The organism is Streptomyces sp. NBC_00466 (assembly GCF_041433995.1).
Lineage (GTDB): Bacteria > Actinomycetota > Actinomycetes > Streptomycetales > Streptomycetaceae > Streptomyces.
In genome coordinates this window covers 3,186,258-3,199,919 of record NZ_CP107896.1, presented here as the reverse complement: position 1 = coordinate 3,199,919, position 13,662 = coordinate 3,186,258, and the positions used below count along the sequence as shown (strand labels likewise).

Here is a 13,662-nt window from a genome sequence, read left to right as displayed (position 1 = left end):
CCTCTCAGGTGGTATCTGTGGCGCTGCCGTCGATCTCCCGGAGCAGCACGGGGAGGGCGACGGCGTCGACGTAGCGGCGCAGGTAGTCGGCGTCGGGCTCGCGCTGTTCGAAGAACAGCCGGGCGAAGCCCGCGCCCTGGATGAGGTGGGGGAAGAAGGCGAGGGCCGGATTCGCCGGATCGACCTCTCCGCGGGCGATGGCGCGGTCCACGATCCCGCGCGCGGCCTCCAGGTCGGGCCGCACCAGCGTCTCGTGCATCGCGTCAGCGAGCGCGCTGTCCTGCCGGACGGCCAGGGCGATGCCGCGCATCAGGGCGTGGTCCTTCCTGGCCCTTCCGATGCGGGAGGTCATCTCGTAGAGATCTCCCCGCAGGGAGCCGGTGTCCAGCCCGGCCAGGGTGAACGGCTTGCCGTGCCGCAGTGCCTCCGACACCAGCCGGGGCTTGCCCTGCCAGCGCCGGTACAGCGTGGCCTTGCTGCACTGGGAGCGCTGCGCCACGGTGTCGAGGCGGGCGGCTTCGTAGCCGACCTCGCGGATCAGGTCGAGAGTGACGGTGAAGATCTCCGCCTCCCGCTCGGGCGACAGCCGTGTTCTTCGGGATTCGGGCTGCGGCATACCCACTCCAGCAAAGCTTCAGTAAAACGAAACAGTTTCGTACCGATAAGCTAGGTGGTCCCGGCGCCCGTACGCAAATGCTCAGCTTCGCGGCGACCTAGACTGGTGCGGTCCGGAAGGTGGTCCAGCGGTGGGGGAAGGCGAAGTGGCGGCAGGCGTCGAGAGGTTCCCGGATCCTTCCGCCGAGGTACTCGCAGAAGCGGCCGCCGCGTTCGGTCTGCTCGCCTCGTCGGCCCGGCTGCACATCGTGTGGGCGCTGGCACAGGGCGAGAGCGATGTCAGCGGCCTGGCCGAGCGGGTGGGCGGTGCGCTCCCCGCGGTGAGCCAGCATCTGACGAAACTGAAACTGGCCGGTCTGGTGCGCTCCCGGCGGGAGGGGCGGCGGCAGGTGTACTTCGTCGACGACCCCGACGTCGTGACCGTCGTACGGCTCGTGGTCGGCCAGCTGGCCGACCGTGCCGGTGACGGGGCTCCCGGCGTGGGTCACCTCCGTGGGACAGGCACCTGAGGCCGCCGCGGCCCCGGAGCCCGGTTGCGGGGTCTCCGTCCGGGCCGTGCGGGTGGCGGACGGCGTTCCGGCGGCCGGCGGCGCCGTACCGGATCTGGGTGCGCTGACCTCGCTCCAGGTGCTGCGTGCCCTGGACAGCGGCCCGCGGGGGCTGACGGACGCGGTGGCCGACGCACGGCTGCGGCAGTTCGGCGAGAACACCCTGCCCGCCCGGCGGCCCGTTCCGTGGCTCGTACGGTTCCTGCGCAGTGTCCGGGACCCCTTCACCGCCGTGCTGCTCTGCCTCGGTGTGGTGTCGTCGCTGGTCGCGGCGTGGGGTACCGCCTGTGTGATCACCGCGCTCGTGGTGGTGAGCTGTGCGCTGCGCTCCGCGGGGGAGCACCGTGCCGACCGTTCGATGGGCGCGCTGCGGGAGTTGGTGGCCAGTACGGCGACGGTGCTGCGGCGGTCCGCGGAGGACGCGGTTCCGGTGGCCCGTGAGGTTCCGGTCGATCAGCTGGTGCCCGGCGATGTGGTCCGGCTGGGCCCCGGCGACCTGGTGCCCGCCGATGTGCGGCTGCTGCGGGCCGTCGGGCTGAGCGTGAACCAGGCGGTGCTCACCGGTGAGTCGGCCGCGGTCGCCAAGTCGGCTGCAGACGTCCCCCTGCGTCTGCCCGAACCGGCGTCCGGCGACACCGGGTTCGACCGCGCGCATCTCTGCTTCCAGGGCAGCAGCGTCGTATCGGGCAGCGGCAGCGCCGTCGTGGTGGTGACGGGGGCGCTGACCAGGTTCGCCGCCGGGCACGGTGCGGCCGGGCCGCGCGGGCCGAGCGCCTTCGACCGGTCGGTGCACGGTATTTCGTGGATCCTCATCCGGTTCATGCTGCTCACTCCACCGCTGGTGCTGATGGCGAACGCGGCGCTGCGCGGGCGGGGTCTTGAGACGCTGCCGTTCGCCGTCGCGGTGGCGGTCGGGCTCACCCCCGAGATGCTCCCGGTGATCGTCACGAGCTGTCTGGCGCGCGGCGCCTCCCTCCTCGCCCGCCACCACGGGGTGATCGTCAAACGGCTGCCGGCGCTGCACGATCTGGGCGCGGTGGACGTGCTGTGCCTGGACAAGACGGGAACGCTCACCCAGGACCTGCCCGTCGTCGACCGGGCGCTGGACGCGGACGGCGCGGACGACCGCGACGTGCTGCACTGGGCCGCGGTCAACGCCTGGTGGACCCTCCAACTGGCCGACCTGCCCGCACCGGACCCGCTCGACGAGGCGCTGCTCGACGCGTCCGCCGGCTCAGGCGGCCCAGGCGGCTCCGACGGCGAGGAGTTCCTGCCGTACGAGGGAATCGCCGCTCTGCCCTTCGATCCGGTGCGGCGCATGGCGACCGCCGTCGTACGCCGTCCCGGCCGGCTGGGAGTCGACACCCTCGTGGTGAAGGGAGCCGTCGAGAACGTACTTGAGCGGTGCGCGCTCGAGGGCGCGGAGCGGGAGCGGCTGCTCGCGGCGGCCGAGGACCACGTACGGAACGGGGCCCGGCTGCTGGCTGTCGCGACCGCCGAGCGCCCGGCGCGCAAGCGGGCGTACACCACGGCCGACGAGCGCGGTCTCAGCTTCCGCGGCTTTGTGACCCTGCGCGACGCGCTGGTACCGAGCGCCGCCGACGCGCTGCCCGCGCTCGCCGGGATGGGGGTGGCGGTGAAGGTCGTCACGGGCGACCACCCCGGTACCGCTGCCCGTGCCTGCCAGGAACTGGGGCTCGAACCGGGGACCGTGCTCACCGCCCGGGACATGGACGCCCTCACGGACGGCCAACTGGCATCGGCGGTACGTGAAACGGTCGTCTTCGCCCGCTGCACCCCCGAGCACAAGGCGCGGATCGTCCGCGCGCTCCGGGCGGACGGCCGCGTCTGCGGATTCCTCGGCGACGGGGTCAACGATCTGCCCGCCCTCTACGCGGCGGATGTCGGGATCTGCCCGCGCGACGCGGTCGACGTGGCACGGGAGGGCGCGGACGTGGTGCTCGCCGAGCACGCGAAGGACCTCTCGGCCGTCGAACACGCGCTGATGGCAGGACGCCACAGCAGCGGCAACATCGCGACGTATCTGCGCATCACGCTCTCGTCCAACCTCGGCAACGTCATCGCGATGCTCGGCGCCGGTCTGTTGCTGCCGTTCCTGCCGATGCTTCCGGCGCAGGTGCTGGTGCAGAACCTGTGCTTCGACGCCGCGCAGCTCGCGTTCGCCTACGACCGGCCGGCCCCCGGGGTGCTGAGCCGCCCCGCCACTCTGCGGTCGCGCGACTTCCTCCGTTTCATCACCGGGTTCGGCGTGCTCAACGCGGTCGCCGACCTCGCGACGTTCGGGGTGCTGGCGCTCGCCGTGCACGGCCCCGGAGGCCCGGACAGCGAGACGGTGTTCCACTCCGGCTGGTTCGTGGAGAACCTGCTGACGCAGTCGCTGGTGATGCTCCTGCTGCGTGCGGGGCGCCGGGCCGCCGAGCGGGGCGGGACCAGTCCGGTCCGCTGGGCGGCGGCCGCTCTCGCCACCGTCGGACTTCTGCTCCCGCTCTCGCCCCTGGGGCCGCTGCTGGGCATGGCGGCGCTGCCCGCGCTCTCCTATCCCCTGCTCCTGGTGGTGCTCGGTCTGTACGCGGTGGGGCTCGGGGTGACCAGGCACCGGTACGACAGCCGCCACACGCAGGTGAGTTGAGGGTTCACGGCGGAGGTCCTCCCGTACCCGCGGCCGGGTTGCTCATCTGCGGGACGCGTTTCATCCGTAGGACACGTTGCTGCACGGTCCGTCCGACGCGGAACGGGCGCCGGATGCCACGGAGGAGGGCAGCGAAGAGGAGGGGGACGGTGCGGAGCCGCTGCTCGGTGTCGCCGAGGGGTTGTCGGCGTAGACCTGGCCCAGCGTCACGGTGATCCCGGCGCTCGGCGTACCGGCCGCGGTGCCCGCCTCCTGGACGGTCGCTCCCACGAAGAGCCTCGCCACGGTCTCGGCCTTGCTCTGCTGGCCCGGCCCGTAGGTGATGACGGTGGACGTGTGGTCCTGGGTGCCGGCCGTCGCCGTGCCGTTGATGGTGAAGCCGTGCTCCGTGAGGGTCTGGGCGGCGCGGGCGGCGAGACCGGGGACCGTGGTGCCGTTCTGGACGCTGACGGCGATCCCCGCGCCGGAGACGGGCCCTTCGGGGCTCGGTGTCGAGGAGGGGGCGGGGGACGGGTTCTTGCCGTTCTTGCGGTCCTTGCCGCTGGCGTCCTTGCCGTCGATCGTCCGGTCGGCCCGGAGATCGGACCAGAGGGCGCTCGCGGCCGGTTCGACCATGGCGACGCGCGCTCCCTGGTAACGCCAGGGAATGGTGACGAACTTGGTGTTGTGCAGATCGATGCTCTTCAGCGACATCACGAAGGAGAGCAGCTTGTCGGCGGTCGAGAGCCCCGGATCGACGGTCAGTGAGTGGGTGGCCGCGTCGGCGAGCGGCAGCAGTTTGGTGGGCGTGAATCCGTCGTCCTTCACCTTCTTGATCAAGGACGAGACGAAGGCCTGCTGGCGTTTGATCCGGCCGATGTCGGAACCGTCACCGATTCCGTGCCTGATCCGTACGTAGTCGAGCGCCTTCTGTCCGGAGACGCTCTGCTCACCCTTGGCGAAGAGGAGCTTGCCGCGGGTGGTGCGGTTCGGGTTGAGATCCCCCTGGTAGATGTTCTGCGGCAGGCACACCTGGACGCCGCCGACGACGCTGGTGAGCTTCGAGAAGCCCTCGAAGTCGACGACGACGGTGTGGTCGATGCGCAGACCGGTGAGCTTCTCGACCGTGTTCTGGGTGCAGGCGGGGTTGCCCTTGGCGGTCTGGCCGACGGAGTAGGCCGCGTTGAACATGGTGTTGGGCTGCGGCTTCGTCCAGCTGCCGTCGGGCAGCTTGCAGGACGGGATGGTGACGAGGGTGTCGCGGGGGATGGAGACGGCGAGCGCGTGTTTGTGGTCGGCGTAGACGTGCAGGACGAACGCCGTGTCGGAGCGGCCCACGTCGTTCTTGTCGCCGCCGCCCAGGGCGCTGTTGCCGCCGGTACGCGCATCCGAGCCGATGACCAGCACGTTCTGGCCCTTGGTCGAGGCTGCGGGGCGGTTGGCGGAGATTCCGTCCGAGCTGAAGGAGTTGATGTTTCCGTTCAGCCGGAGGTAGACCCATCCGGCGCCCGCGGTGGCCAGCACCAGAAGGGCCACTGCTATGGCGATCACGAGCCGTACGCGGCTGCGTTTCTGGCGCTTCCGGCGATTGGCTCCCCGGTCCGGGCCATGAGTGCCGTGGGTGCCGCGCTGTCCCCTGTGGGGCGGTCCGTGACCCGTCCCGTGGCCTGTCGTCCCGTGGTTCGCGTGGCCGTTGGCGCTGTTCTTCTCGCCGTTCCTCGTCCCTCGGCTCGTGGGCCGGGGGATCCGCTTGTTGCCGCGTGTGGTCCGATCGCTCGTTTTCATCTGCGCGCTTTCATTCGTCCGTCCGTACAGAGGGGACGAACGGCCCCACCCCATGGTTGTACAGTTGCGCAATGTAGCAAGCTTTTCTGAAGATGCCTCCGGCGGTACGGACCGTCGGCCGACTAGAAGAAGGGTGGAGTGGACATGCTCCGTAATGGTCTGGAGCCCTGGCACCTGCTCATCGTGGCGATCGTGGTCATGGTGATGTTCGGCTCGAAGAAGCTGCCTGACACCGCCCGCGCGCTGGGCAAGTCGATGCGCATCCTCAAGAGCGAGGCGAAGGCGATGAAGGACGAGGGGGCGGCCTCGCCGACTGCTCACGCCGCTCCGGCCGCCGAGCCTGAAACGGCCGCGAGTGCGGCGCACTTGGTGGAGTCGGTGGAGCCCTCGGGCGTGACTCTGGCGTCGGAGCCGACGGCTTCCGGCGTCCGGCCGGCGCCGAAGGCGGTCTGACCTGACCTGATCCCGGTCTGAGCTGAGCTGCTCCCGAGTCTGACCTGAGCTGATGCCGGTCTGCTCCCGGTCTGCCCTCGGTCTTACCCGGCCCGGGGCCTTCTAGGGACGCCTGGAACTGTCCAAGACCTCCGGCCGGCGCGGCGCCCGCGGCATATCGGAGTTGCCGCCTCTTCGGCGTTCAGGCTCGGGTTTCACGTGAAACCCCCGCGCGGCCATGGGAGCTGCGCGGGGGTTTCTGCGTCTGCCGTTCTGGTACGTACGGTTTCTGCGCGTACTGCTGTTGTGGGGTACGGCTTCTGGGGCGTGCCGGGACCTGTGGGTGCGGCTCCCGTGCGTGCTGGACCGGGGGGCCTCTGTCGTGCCGGACCGGTGGTGCCGTCCGTCAGGCCGCGAGACGCGCGGCAAGTGCCTTGGCCTTCGACGCCGCCTCGTCCAGCGCCTTGGCGCGAGAGGTCTCGGCGAGCGGGACGAGCTCGGCCATGGCGGGCTGCGAGGCGGCCAGGGTCAGCTCGGGGACGATGAAGTCGACCTCGGCGCCGAACATCGCCGTCAGGAGCTTCTCCAGGTAGTTCTGGACGAACTCGAAGGTCTCCCGGGGGGTTCCGGGAGCGTAGGAGCCACCGCGGCTGGCGACGATCGTGAACGGGGTACCGGCCAGCGGGCTCTCCGCGCCGCCACTGTTGTGGCCGGAGATGATCGTGTGATCGAGCCAGGCCTTGAGGGTCGAGGGGATCGAGAAGTTGTACATCGGGGCGCCGATCAGCACGGCGTCCGCCTCGGCGAGTTCGTTGGCGAGCTCGGCGCGGAGCGGGGACTCGGCGCCCGCGGCCGCGGCGGCGGCGTCCAGGTGCGGCAGCGGGTGAGAGGCGAGATCGCGGTAAACGACCACGCCGTCGGGGTGCTGTTCACGCCAGGCATTCACGAAGACGGCGGTGACGTCACGGGACGCGGAGCCCTGCGGGAAGACGGCGGAGTCGATGTGCAGAAGAGTGGCCATGTCGTTCTCCATTAAGCGGAAAGCGTGAGTAGGGCGTGAGTGAGGCGTGGCTGGAAACCATGCGTACCTATAATAAGCATAGTCCCTTACTTTTTCGCAGTTACTCACAGGGGGGGTCCGCACTCAGTACTCTGAGGGCATGGCGGAACACAGCGAGCGGGCGTGCAAGCAGGTCGGCGGGGCGATCACGCGCGTCTTCGAGCTGCTGGGCAAGCGTTGGACCGGGCTGATCGTGGCTGTGCTGATGCAGCAGCCGGTGTACTTCGCGGATCTCCGGCGGGCCATTCCCGGTATCAGTGAGCGGATGCTCTCCGACCGGCTGACCGAGCTCGCGGCGGCGGGGCTGCTCGTGCGCGAGGTGGACGAAGGGCCACCGCTGCGCGTCTCCTACCGGCTGACCGAGGCGGGCAGAGCGCTGGAGCCCGCTCTCAAGGAGCTCGGACTGTGGGCGGAGGCGTATCTCCCGGGTGCGGGCGGCCCCTGCTGATCAGGTCGTGACCAGGTCCGCCCTGTGGGGCAGGCCCTGCACCGGGGCTCTTCGAAGGCCCCGGTGCGGAAGGTGCGGCCGGCGTGCAGGGGTACCGGACGTCGCGTGAGAGATGCGGCACGGCGTGCCGGAGGTGTGGGACGTCTCTCATCGGGAGGTATGGGACGTCTCTCATCCGGAGGTGTGGGGCGGCTCTCAGCTCAACTCCGCCGAGTTGTACCGCAGTAGATAGGTCGCGAAGCGGTCGAGATCCTCCTCGCTCCAGTCCGCCAGCCGGTCGCGAACGGCCGCGCGTCGGCTGACCTGCGACGAGGCGAGCTTTCTCGTGCCGGCTTCGGTGGGGTGGAGCACCTGCACCCGCTGGTCGTCGGCGGCGGGGCGCCGCTCGACCAGGCCGAGTTTCTCCAGCACCGCGAGCTGGCGGCTGACCGTGGATTTGTCCAGCATGTAATGCGCCGCGAGGTCGGTCGCACGGCAGCCCTGGCTGTCGTCGATGTGTGCGAGCAGCGTGTAGGAGACCAGGGGCAGTTCGGGGTGGAGGCGGGCGGCCGTAGCGCGGGCGCGCCGGGCGAACGCCGTCAGCTCGCGCTGGATGGTGTCGACGGACGCGTCGTGGTCCCGGGGGTCTTTGCCGGTCATGGTTCGCCCTCCTAGTTATTAGTTGTATAGTACAACTCAAATAGAAGTTGTAAAAGCCAACTAGTCGCGGCCGGCTGGCGAGTCACGCAGCAGGAGAGGTGTCCGATGTCCGCAGGTCCCACGAACGGTGCCGTCAGTACGGGGGCTGCACTGCGCCATGTCCTCGGCCATCTCGTCACGCCCCTGCTGATGTGCATCGGGATGGGGCTCGCGTATCTGGGGGCGTTCCACTCCCCGCAGCCGCATGAACTGCGGGTCGCGGTCGTCGGCTCCGGGCCGAGCGCCCAGGTGCTGGCGCAGACGTTGCACGACAAGGGCAATGGTGCGCTGGATGTCCGTACCGTCCCGGACCGCGGCACTGCGGTCCAGCAGCTGAGGGACCAGGACGTGTACGGCGCCTTTGTGCCGAACCGTACGAGCCCCGAACTGGTCGTCGCCTCCGCGTCGTCCGACACCACGGCCACCGCGGTGGAGAAGGTGTTCACGCAGGTCGCGGCCCAGCAGGGCGAGCCGCTCAAGGTGACCGACGTGGCGCCGACAGCGAGCGGCGACCCGACCGGACAGGGCATCTTCTTCCTGCTGGTCGCCCTGAGTATCGGCTCGTACGCCTCGGTCGCTGTGATCGGCGGGGCCGGCGGGGTGCTTCCGCTGCGGATCAGGGCGCTGCTCGCGCTCGGGACTTCACTGGTGGTCAGCGCGATCGGTGCCGCCTTCGCCGGGCCGGTGTTCCATCTGGTCGACCATGGGCTCCTCGGGGTCTGGGCCATGGCGTGGATCTACTCGGCAGGCATCCTGCTCGTCGGTGTGGGGCTGCACACCTTCCTGAAGCGGTGGACGACGCTCGGCGTGATGGTGCTGTTCGTGATGCTCAACTTCACGAGTTCCGGCGGGATCTTCCGGCCCGAGCTGCAGCCCGGATTCTTCGGTGCGCTGCACGCCTTCTGGAACGGCGCGGGCTTTGTGGAGGGTGTGCGCAGCCATGTGTACTTCGGTGGCCACGCACTCGGCGGCAATCTGCTGGTCCTGGCCTTCTGGCTGCTGGCGGGGCTGGTCGTGATGGGTGTTGCGGGGCTGGTCGAGGCGGGCCGCCGGAAGTCGGCCGCGCGGGACGTCGTGTGGACGGCCCCTGCAGTGGGGGCGGCCGCAGAAGAGGCCGCTGAGCAAGCCGAAGAGGAAGCCGCAGAGGAGGAGCTGGAAGAAGCGGTGGGTGTGTGAGTGGAAAGTGGACTCCGGAGCCCCTCCTCCCGCGCTGAACGGCACCTCCTCTGTGCTGCACGGCCCGTTCTCCTCTGCTGAACCGCGTCTGCGCCCGCGCTGAACCGCCCCCCTCCTGTGCTGAACCGCACCGCTGTACAGCTGAGTTGTCCACAACCAGGTAGTTGTCCACAGGCTCGAACGGGTTCCGGCGGACGGCGGTACGGTCGTCGGCAGTCGGTGTTGATCGAGAGCGGGGGCTCCATGGACGACCAGGTACGTATCCCGGCGGTGGCCGGATTCGCGCGGCGCACGGCCGGTGCTCCGCCCGGCCCGCATCCGCCGTGGCAGCCGCGTTCACCGAAGGGCGTGGGCAAGGAGTTGCGGGCCCGTGTCCCCAGGTCCTCCCACGGTGAACTGGCCCCGGGCGGGAGACGCCCGGACGCGGTCCAGGCGGTCGAGGTGTCGAACCAGGGCCGGGTCCCCGGCCTGGTGCCGATACGGGTGGGCCGGATGTGCGCCACCCCCTTCGCCTTTCTGCGCGGTGCGGCCGGGCTGATGGCGCACGATCTCGCGGGTACGCCGGTCACGGGTGTGGCCGCGCAGATATGCGGTGACGCGCATGCGGCGAACTTCGGCCTTTACGGCGATGCGCGGGGGCGCCTCGTCATCGACCTGAACGATTTCGACGAGACCGAGACCGGCCCGTGGGAGTGGGATCTCAAGAGGCTGGCGGCTTCCATGGTGCTGGCCGGACGGCAGGCCGGAGCCGATGAGGACACCTGCCGGGCGGCGGCTTTCGACACGGTGGGGGCCTACCGGCGCACCATGCGGCTGCTGGCGAAGCTGCCGGTGCTCGACGCGTGGAACGCGATAGCCGACGAGGAACTGGTCTCGCACGCGGACGCGCACGATCTCGCGGGGACGCTGGAGCGGGTCTCCGAAAAGGCCCGCAGCAACACCAGTGCGCGCTTCGCCGCCAAGGCGACGGAGGAGTGCGGCGACGGCAGCCGGCGCTTCGTGGACGCTCCCCCGGTGTTGCGCCGGGTGCCGGACGCGGAGGCGGCATCGGTGGCGGGGTCGCTCGCGGAGTACCTCGGATCCCTGCCGCATGACCGGCTTCCGCTGCTGGCGCGGTACGCGATCCACGACGTGGCTTTCCGAGTGGTGGGCACCGGCAGCGTGGGCACCCGCTCGTATGTGGTGCTGCTGCTCGATCACCGGGGCGAGCCACTGGTGCTCCAGGTGAAGGAGGCGCGGGCCTCGGCGCTGCTGCCGTATCTGCCCGCGGCCGGTTTCCCGTCCGGGCGGGCGGAGCACCACGGGCGCCGGGTCGTGCTCGGCCAGCAGCGGATGCAGGTGGTCAGTGACAGCCTGCTGGGCTGGACGACGGTGGAGGGGAGGCCGTACCAGGTGCGGCAGTTCAGAAACCGCAAGGGCAGTGTGGACCCGGCTGCCCTCGCGGCCGACCAGGTCGACGACTACGGCCGGATGACCGGAGCGCTGCTGGCCCGGGCCCATGCGCACAGCGCTGATCCGCGGCTGATAGCCGGGTACTGCGGAAGGAACGAGGAGCTGGACGAGGCGGTGGCCGCGTTCGCCGTGGCCTACGCGGACCGTACGGAGGCGGATCACGCGGATCTGGTGGCAGCGGTGCGGTGCGGGCGGATGGCCGCCGAGCCGGGAGTGTGACCCGTAGGTCCGGGGCGCCCGTAGGCTGGACGGGTGACGGAGGATGCCACCGGGGGCACGACCACCCGGAACGACGACGACCAGAGCGGGCAGCCCATGGGCGAGCAGCGGCCGGAGGCGCGGCTGGAGAAGGCTGTACGCGCCGCCGAGCAGGCACTGATCGAGTTCGAGATCGCGGTGGAGACCTTCCGGGTGGAGGTGGAGAACTTCTCCCGGCTGCACCACCAGAGACTCGGCCCGATGTACGCGCGCCTGGACGAGCTCGACGCGCAGCTCGCCGAGGCCAGAGCCGCACGCAGTGGCGACCCCGAGGACCTGGCCAAGGCCCAGGAGGCACGGGCCATGGTGCTGCCCATGCCCGGTGTCGACGAGCTGTTCCACGACTGGATCGACTCGGAGGGGCTGCCGCCCGAGGCGCAGGCGATGCTGAACGAGCAGCCGGTGCAGCCGCCGAAGCGGGTACGGCCCAGCGAGGAGGCCCGCAAGCTCTACCGCGAGCTGGTCCGGGAGGCGCACCCCGACCTGGCGCAGGACGACGCGGAACGGGACCGGCGTGACGAGTTCATCACGCGCGTCAACGCCGCCTATGCGCGTGGGGACGAGGCCGGGCTGCGTGAGCTGGGCGAGGAGTGGGCCGCCGGCCCGGTCCAGGAGGCTGCTGAGCCCAGCGAGAGCGATGAGCTCTATGCCCGGCTGGAGTGGCTCTCCCAGCGCAAGGAGCTGCTGTCCCTGGTCGCTCACGAACTGGAGGAGAGCGCGATCGGCGCGATGCTCCGGATGGCTCCCGACGACCCCGACCGGCTGCTGGAGGAGATCGCGGAGCAGCTGCTCGCCCAGGTCTCCGAGCGGGAGGCCGAGCTGGCGGAGATGGTGCAGTAGCGTTCCCGGTGACCCCTGCCGTGTATGTACGAGAGAAGGCAAGATCCATGAATTTCGCCCCGCTGCCCCAGGTGGATATCGCGGCGGTACCGGCCGACGGTCTGCTGCTCGATGTCCGGGAGGACAACGAATGGGCGGCCGGGCATGCCGAGGGGGCGCTGCACATTCCGATGAGCGAGTTCGTGGCGCGCTTCGGTGAGGTGACCGAGGCGGTGGCCGAGGGCGGGCAGGCGTTTGTGATCTGCCGGGTCGGCGGCCGTTCCGCCCAGGTCACCCAGTACCTGGTGCAGCAGGGCATCGACGCGGTGAACGTCGACGGCGGCATGCTCGCCTGGGAAGGCGCGGGGCGCCCGATGGTGACGGACGGCGGGGACCCGGCGTACGTCCTCTGACAGACGTCCCGCTGAGTTCTCCCCTGGGATCTCCCCTGGGATCCCTACTTGGCATCTCTGCCTGGGATCTCTCCCCTGGCGTTTGTCTGAGCCCCGCTGCTGGCCCCGCCGCCGGGGCCGGCAGGCGCGGGCTCAGCCGAGTGGGTGGGTGGCCAGCAGGTCGCCCAGTGCTTCCTCGTGGGCTGCGGCCGGGCCGAGTGAGAGCTCCAGCTGCTTGGCCCAGGCGTGGTACCGGTGCAGCGGGTAGTCGGTGTCCGCCCCGAAGCCGCCGTGCAGATGCTGTGCGGTCTGGACGACCCGGCGTACGCCCTCGGAGGCCCAGATCTTGGCCACAGCGATGTCCCCGGCCGCGGGAAGTGGGCCGCCCGCGCTGGTGGAGAGGCGCCAGGCTGCCTGCCAGAGCGTCACTTCCATGGCGCGCAGGTCGATGTAGCGGTCGGCGGCCTGGACGGCGACCGACTGGAAGGTGGCTACCGGGAAGCCGAACTGCTCCCGCTTGCTCGTGTAGGCGCTGGTCATGGTCAGCACCCCCTCGCCCAGACCCAGCGCGAGCGCGCAGGTCCCGGTGGTCAGCAGATCACGCAGCAACTCCCAGGCGCCGTCGGCCTCGATGACATCGCGGTCCGCGAGGCGGACAGAGTCGAGCCGTACCTCCGCGAAGCGCTCCCCACTGGTGGAGATCTGCTCGGCCAGAGTGACCCCAGCGGGCCCCTGCTGCTCGCGGGGGACCAGTGCGAGTACGGAGCTTCCCGTGGGTGTGTGGGCCGGTACCGCGATCCGGTCCGCGGTCTGGGCCCAGGGCACCGCCATCTGTAGCCCGTCGAGCACCCAGCCGTCCCCGTCCCGCCGTGCGGTGACAGCGAGTTCGGCGGGATCGTGGCCGGTGCGGCCGTTGGCGCCGACGGTGAGGACCAGCTCGCCGCGTCCCACGGCTGGCAGGATCGCATCGCTCAACTCCGCACTGCCGTAACGCTGCACGGCCATCGCCACCGCGCTTGTCTCCAGCAGCGGCACCCGGGCCAGCACGCGGGCGGACTCGCGCAGGACCAGACAGAGCGCGATCGGCCCCAGCCCGGCCCCGCCGTGCTCGGGTGCCACGACCAGGCTCAGCAGGTCCGCATCCGCCAACTTGCCCCACAGGGCCCGGTCGAAGTCCTCGGCCACCGCGCCCGCGGTGAGCGCCGGGCTGGGTACTCCGTCGGGCGCGACGCCCGAGAAGACTGCCTTTGCCGCCTCTACGGCCGCCTGCTGCTCCTCGGTGAAGGTGAAGTCCACAGCCCTGTCCTCCCGCGCCGCCCTGTTCAACCTGTCCAAGCATTTCTGATGCGGCGTCAGATTAGGGCAACGGG

General features: G+C 70.4%; 13 protein-coding genes. 8 read left to right on the top strand and 5 right to left on the bottom strand.

The features are described 5' to 3' along the window. Window positions 1-4: 4 nt before the first annotated feature. Window positions 5-616, bottom strand: a complete 612-nt coding sequence (locus OG210_RS14140) for a TetR/AcrR family transcriptional regulator C-terminal ligand-binding domain-containing protein (RefSeq protein WP_328329019.1) — start codon at window positions 614-616, stop codon at window positions 5-7. A gap of 145 nt (window positions 617-761) precedes the next feature. On the opposite strand from OG210_RS14140, the gene OG210_RS14135 reads away from it, so the two are divergent. Together OG210_RS14135 and mgtA are read left to right on the top strand one after the other, a co-directional pair. Beyond that, window positions 762-1,124 carry a metalloregulator ArsR/SmtB family transcription factor gene (locus OG210_RS14135; RefSeq protein ID WP_328335525.1) on the top strand — a complete coding sequence of 121 codons (363 nt, stop codon included), beginning with the start codon at window positions 762-764 and terminating at the stop codon, window positions 1,122-1,124. Further along, window positions 1,108-3,813 (top strand): magnesium-translocating P-type ATPase, encoded by a 2,706-nt coding sequence (gene mgtA / locus OG210_RS14130; RefSeq protein ID WP_371536781.1) that lies wholly within the window; start codon window positions 1,108-1,110, stop codon window positions 3,811-3,813. The genes OG210_RS14135 and mgtA overlap by 17 nt, the downstream gene beginning before the upstream one ends. 60 nt (window positions 3,814-3,873) lie before the next feature. On the opposite strand, the gene OG210_RS14125 is transcribed toward mgtA, so the two are convergent. Continuing rightward, complete coding sequence (locus OG210_RS14125; RefSeq protein ID WP_328329021.1) at window positions 3,874-5,343, bottom strand: LCP family protein; 1,470 nt, start codon at window positions 5,341-5,343, stop codon at window positions 3,874-3,876. Window positions 5,344-5,721: 378 nt separating this feature from the next. Between OG210_RS14125 and tatA the strand changes: the two genes are divergently transcribed. Beyond that, window positions 5,722-6,030: a Sec-independent protein translocase subunit TatA gene (gene tatA, locus OG210_RS14120; protein WP_371536778.1), complete on the top strand. Its 309-nt coding sequence runs from the start codon at window positions 5,722-5,724 to the stop codon at window positions 6,028-6,030. Window positions 6,031-6,415: 385 nt separating this feature from the next. Here the strand turns inward: tatA and OG210_RS14115 are convergent, their stop codons facing one another. Further along, window positions 6,416-7,030: an NAD(P)H-dependent oxidoreductase gene (locus OG210_RS14115; RefSeq protein ID WP_328329025.1), complete on the bottom strand. Its 615-nt coding sequence runs from the start codon at window positions 7,028-7,030 to the stop codon at window positions 6,416-6,418. 139 nt (window positions 7,031-7,169) lie between these two features. Between OG210_RS14115 and OG210_RS14110 the strand changes: the two genes are divergently transcribed. Next, window positions 7,170-7,517: a helix-turn-helix domain-containing protein gene (locus OG210_RS14110; RefSeq protein WP_328329027.1), complete on the top strand. Its 348-nt coding sequence runs from the start codon at window positions 7,170-7,172 to the stop codon at window positions 7,515-7,517. A gap of 195 nt (window positions 7,518-7,712) precedes the next feature. Here the strand turns inward: OG210_RS14110 and OG210_RS14105 are convergent, their stop codons facing one another. Continuing rightward, window positions 7,713-8,156 carry a MarR family winged helix-turn-helix transcriptional regulator gene (locus OG210_RS14105; protein WP_328329029.1) on the bottom strand — a complete coding sequence of 148 codons (444 nt, stop codon included), beginning with the start codon at window positions 8,154-8,156 and terminating at the stop codon, window positions 7,713-7,715. Between the two features lie 105 nt (window positions 8,157-8,261). Here OG210_RS14105 and OG210_RS14100 point away from each other — a divergent pair, with 105 nt between their 5' ends. The 4 genes from OG210_RS14100 to OG210_RS14085 all read left to right on the top strand — a co-directional run bounded on the left by OG210_RS14100 (window position 8,262) and on the right by OG210_RS14085 (window position 12,313). Then, window positions 8,262-9,371, top strand: a complete 1,110-nt coding sequence (locus tag OG210_RS14100) for a hypothetical protein (protein WP_328329031.1) — start codon at window positions 8,262-8,264, stop codon at window positions 9,369-9,371. A gap of 243 nt (window positions 9,372-9,614) precedes the next feature. After that, window positions 9,615-11,042, top strand: a complete 1,428-nt coding sequence (locus OG210_RS14095) for a DUF2252 domain-containing protein (RefSeq protein ID WP_328329033.1) — start codon at window positions 9,615-9,617, stop codon at window positions 11,040-11,042. Window positions 11,043-11,075: 33 nt separating this feature from the next. Next, window positions 11,076-11,921: a hypothetical protein gene (locus OG210_RS14090; RefSeq protein WP_371536772.1), complete on the top strand. Its 846-nt coding sequence runs from the start codon at window positions 11,076-11,078 to the stop codon at window positions 11,919-11,921. 47 nt (window positions 11,922-11,968) lie between these two features. After that, window positions 11,969-12,313, top strand: coding sequence for a rhodanese-like domain-containing protein (locus OG210_RS14085; RefSeq protein ID WP_328329035.1), 345 nt, complete (start codon window positions 11,969-11,971; stop codon window positions 12,311-12,313). Window positions 12,314-12,445: 132 nt separating this feature from the next. On the opposite strand, the gene OG210_RS14080 is transcribed toward OG210_RS14085, so the two are convergent. Beyond that, window positions 12,446-13,588, bottom strand: a complete 1,143-nt coding sequence (locus OG210_RS14080) for an acyl-CoA dehydrogenase family protein (protein WP_371536769.1) — start codon at window positions 13,586-13,588, stop codon at window positions 12,446-12,448. Between the last annotated feature and the right edge of the window lie 74 nt (window positions 13,589-13,662).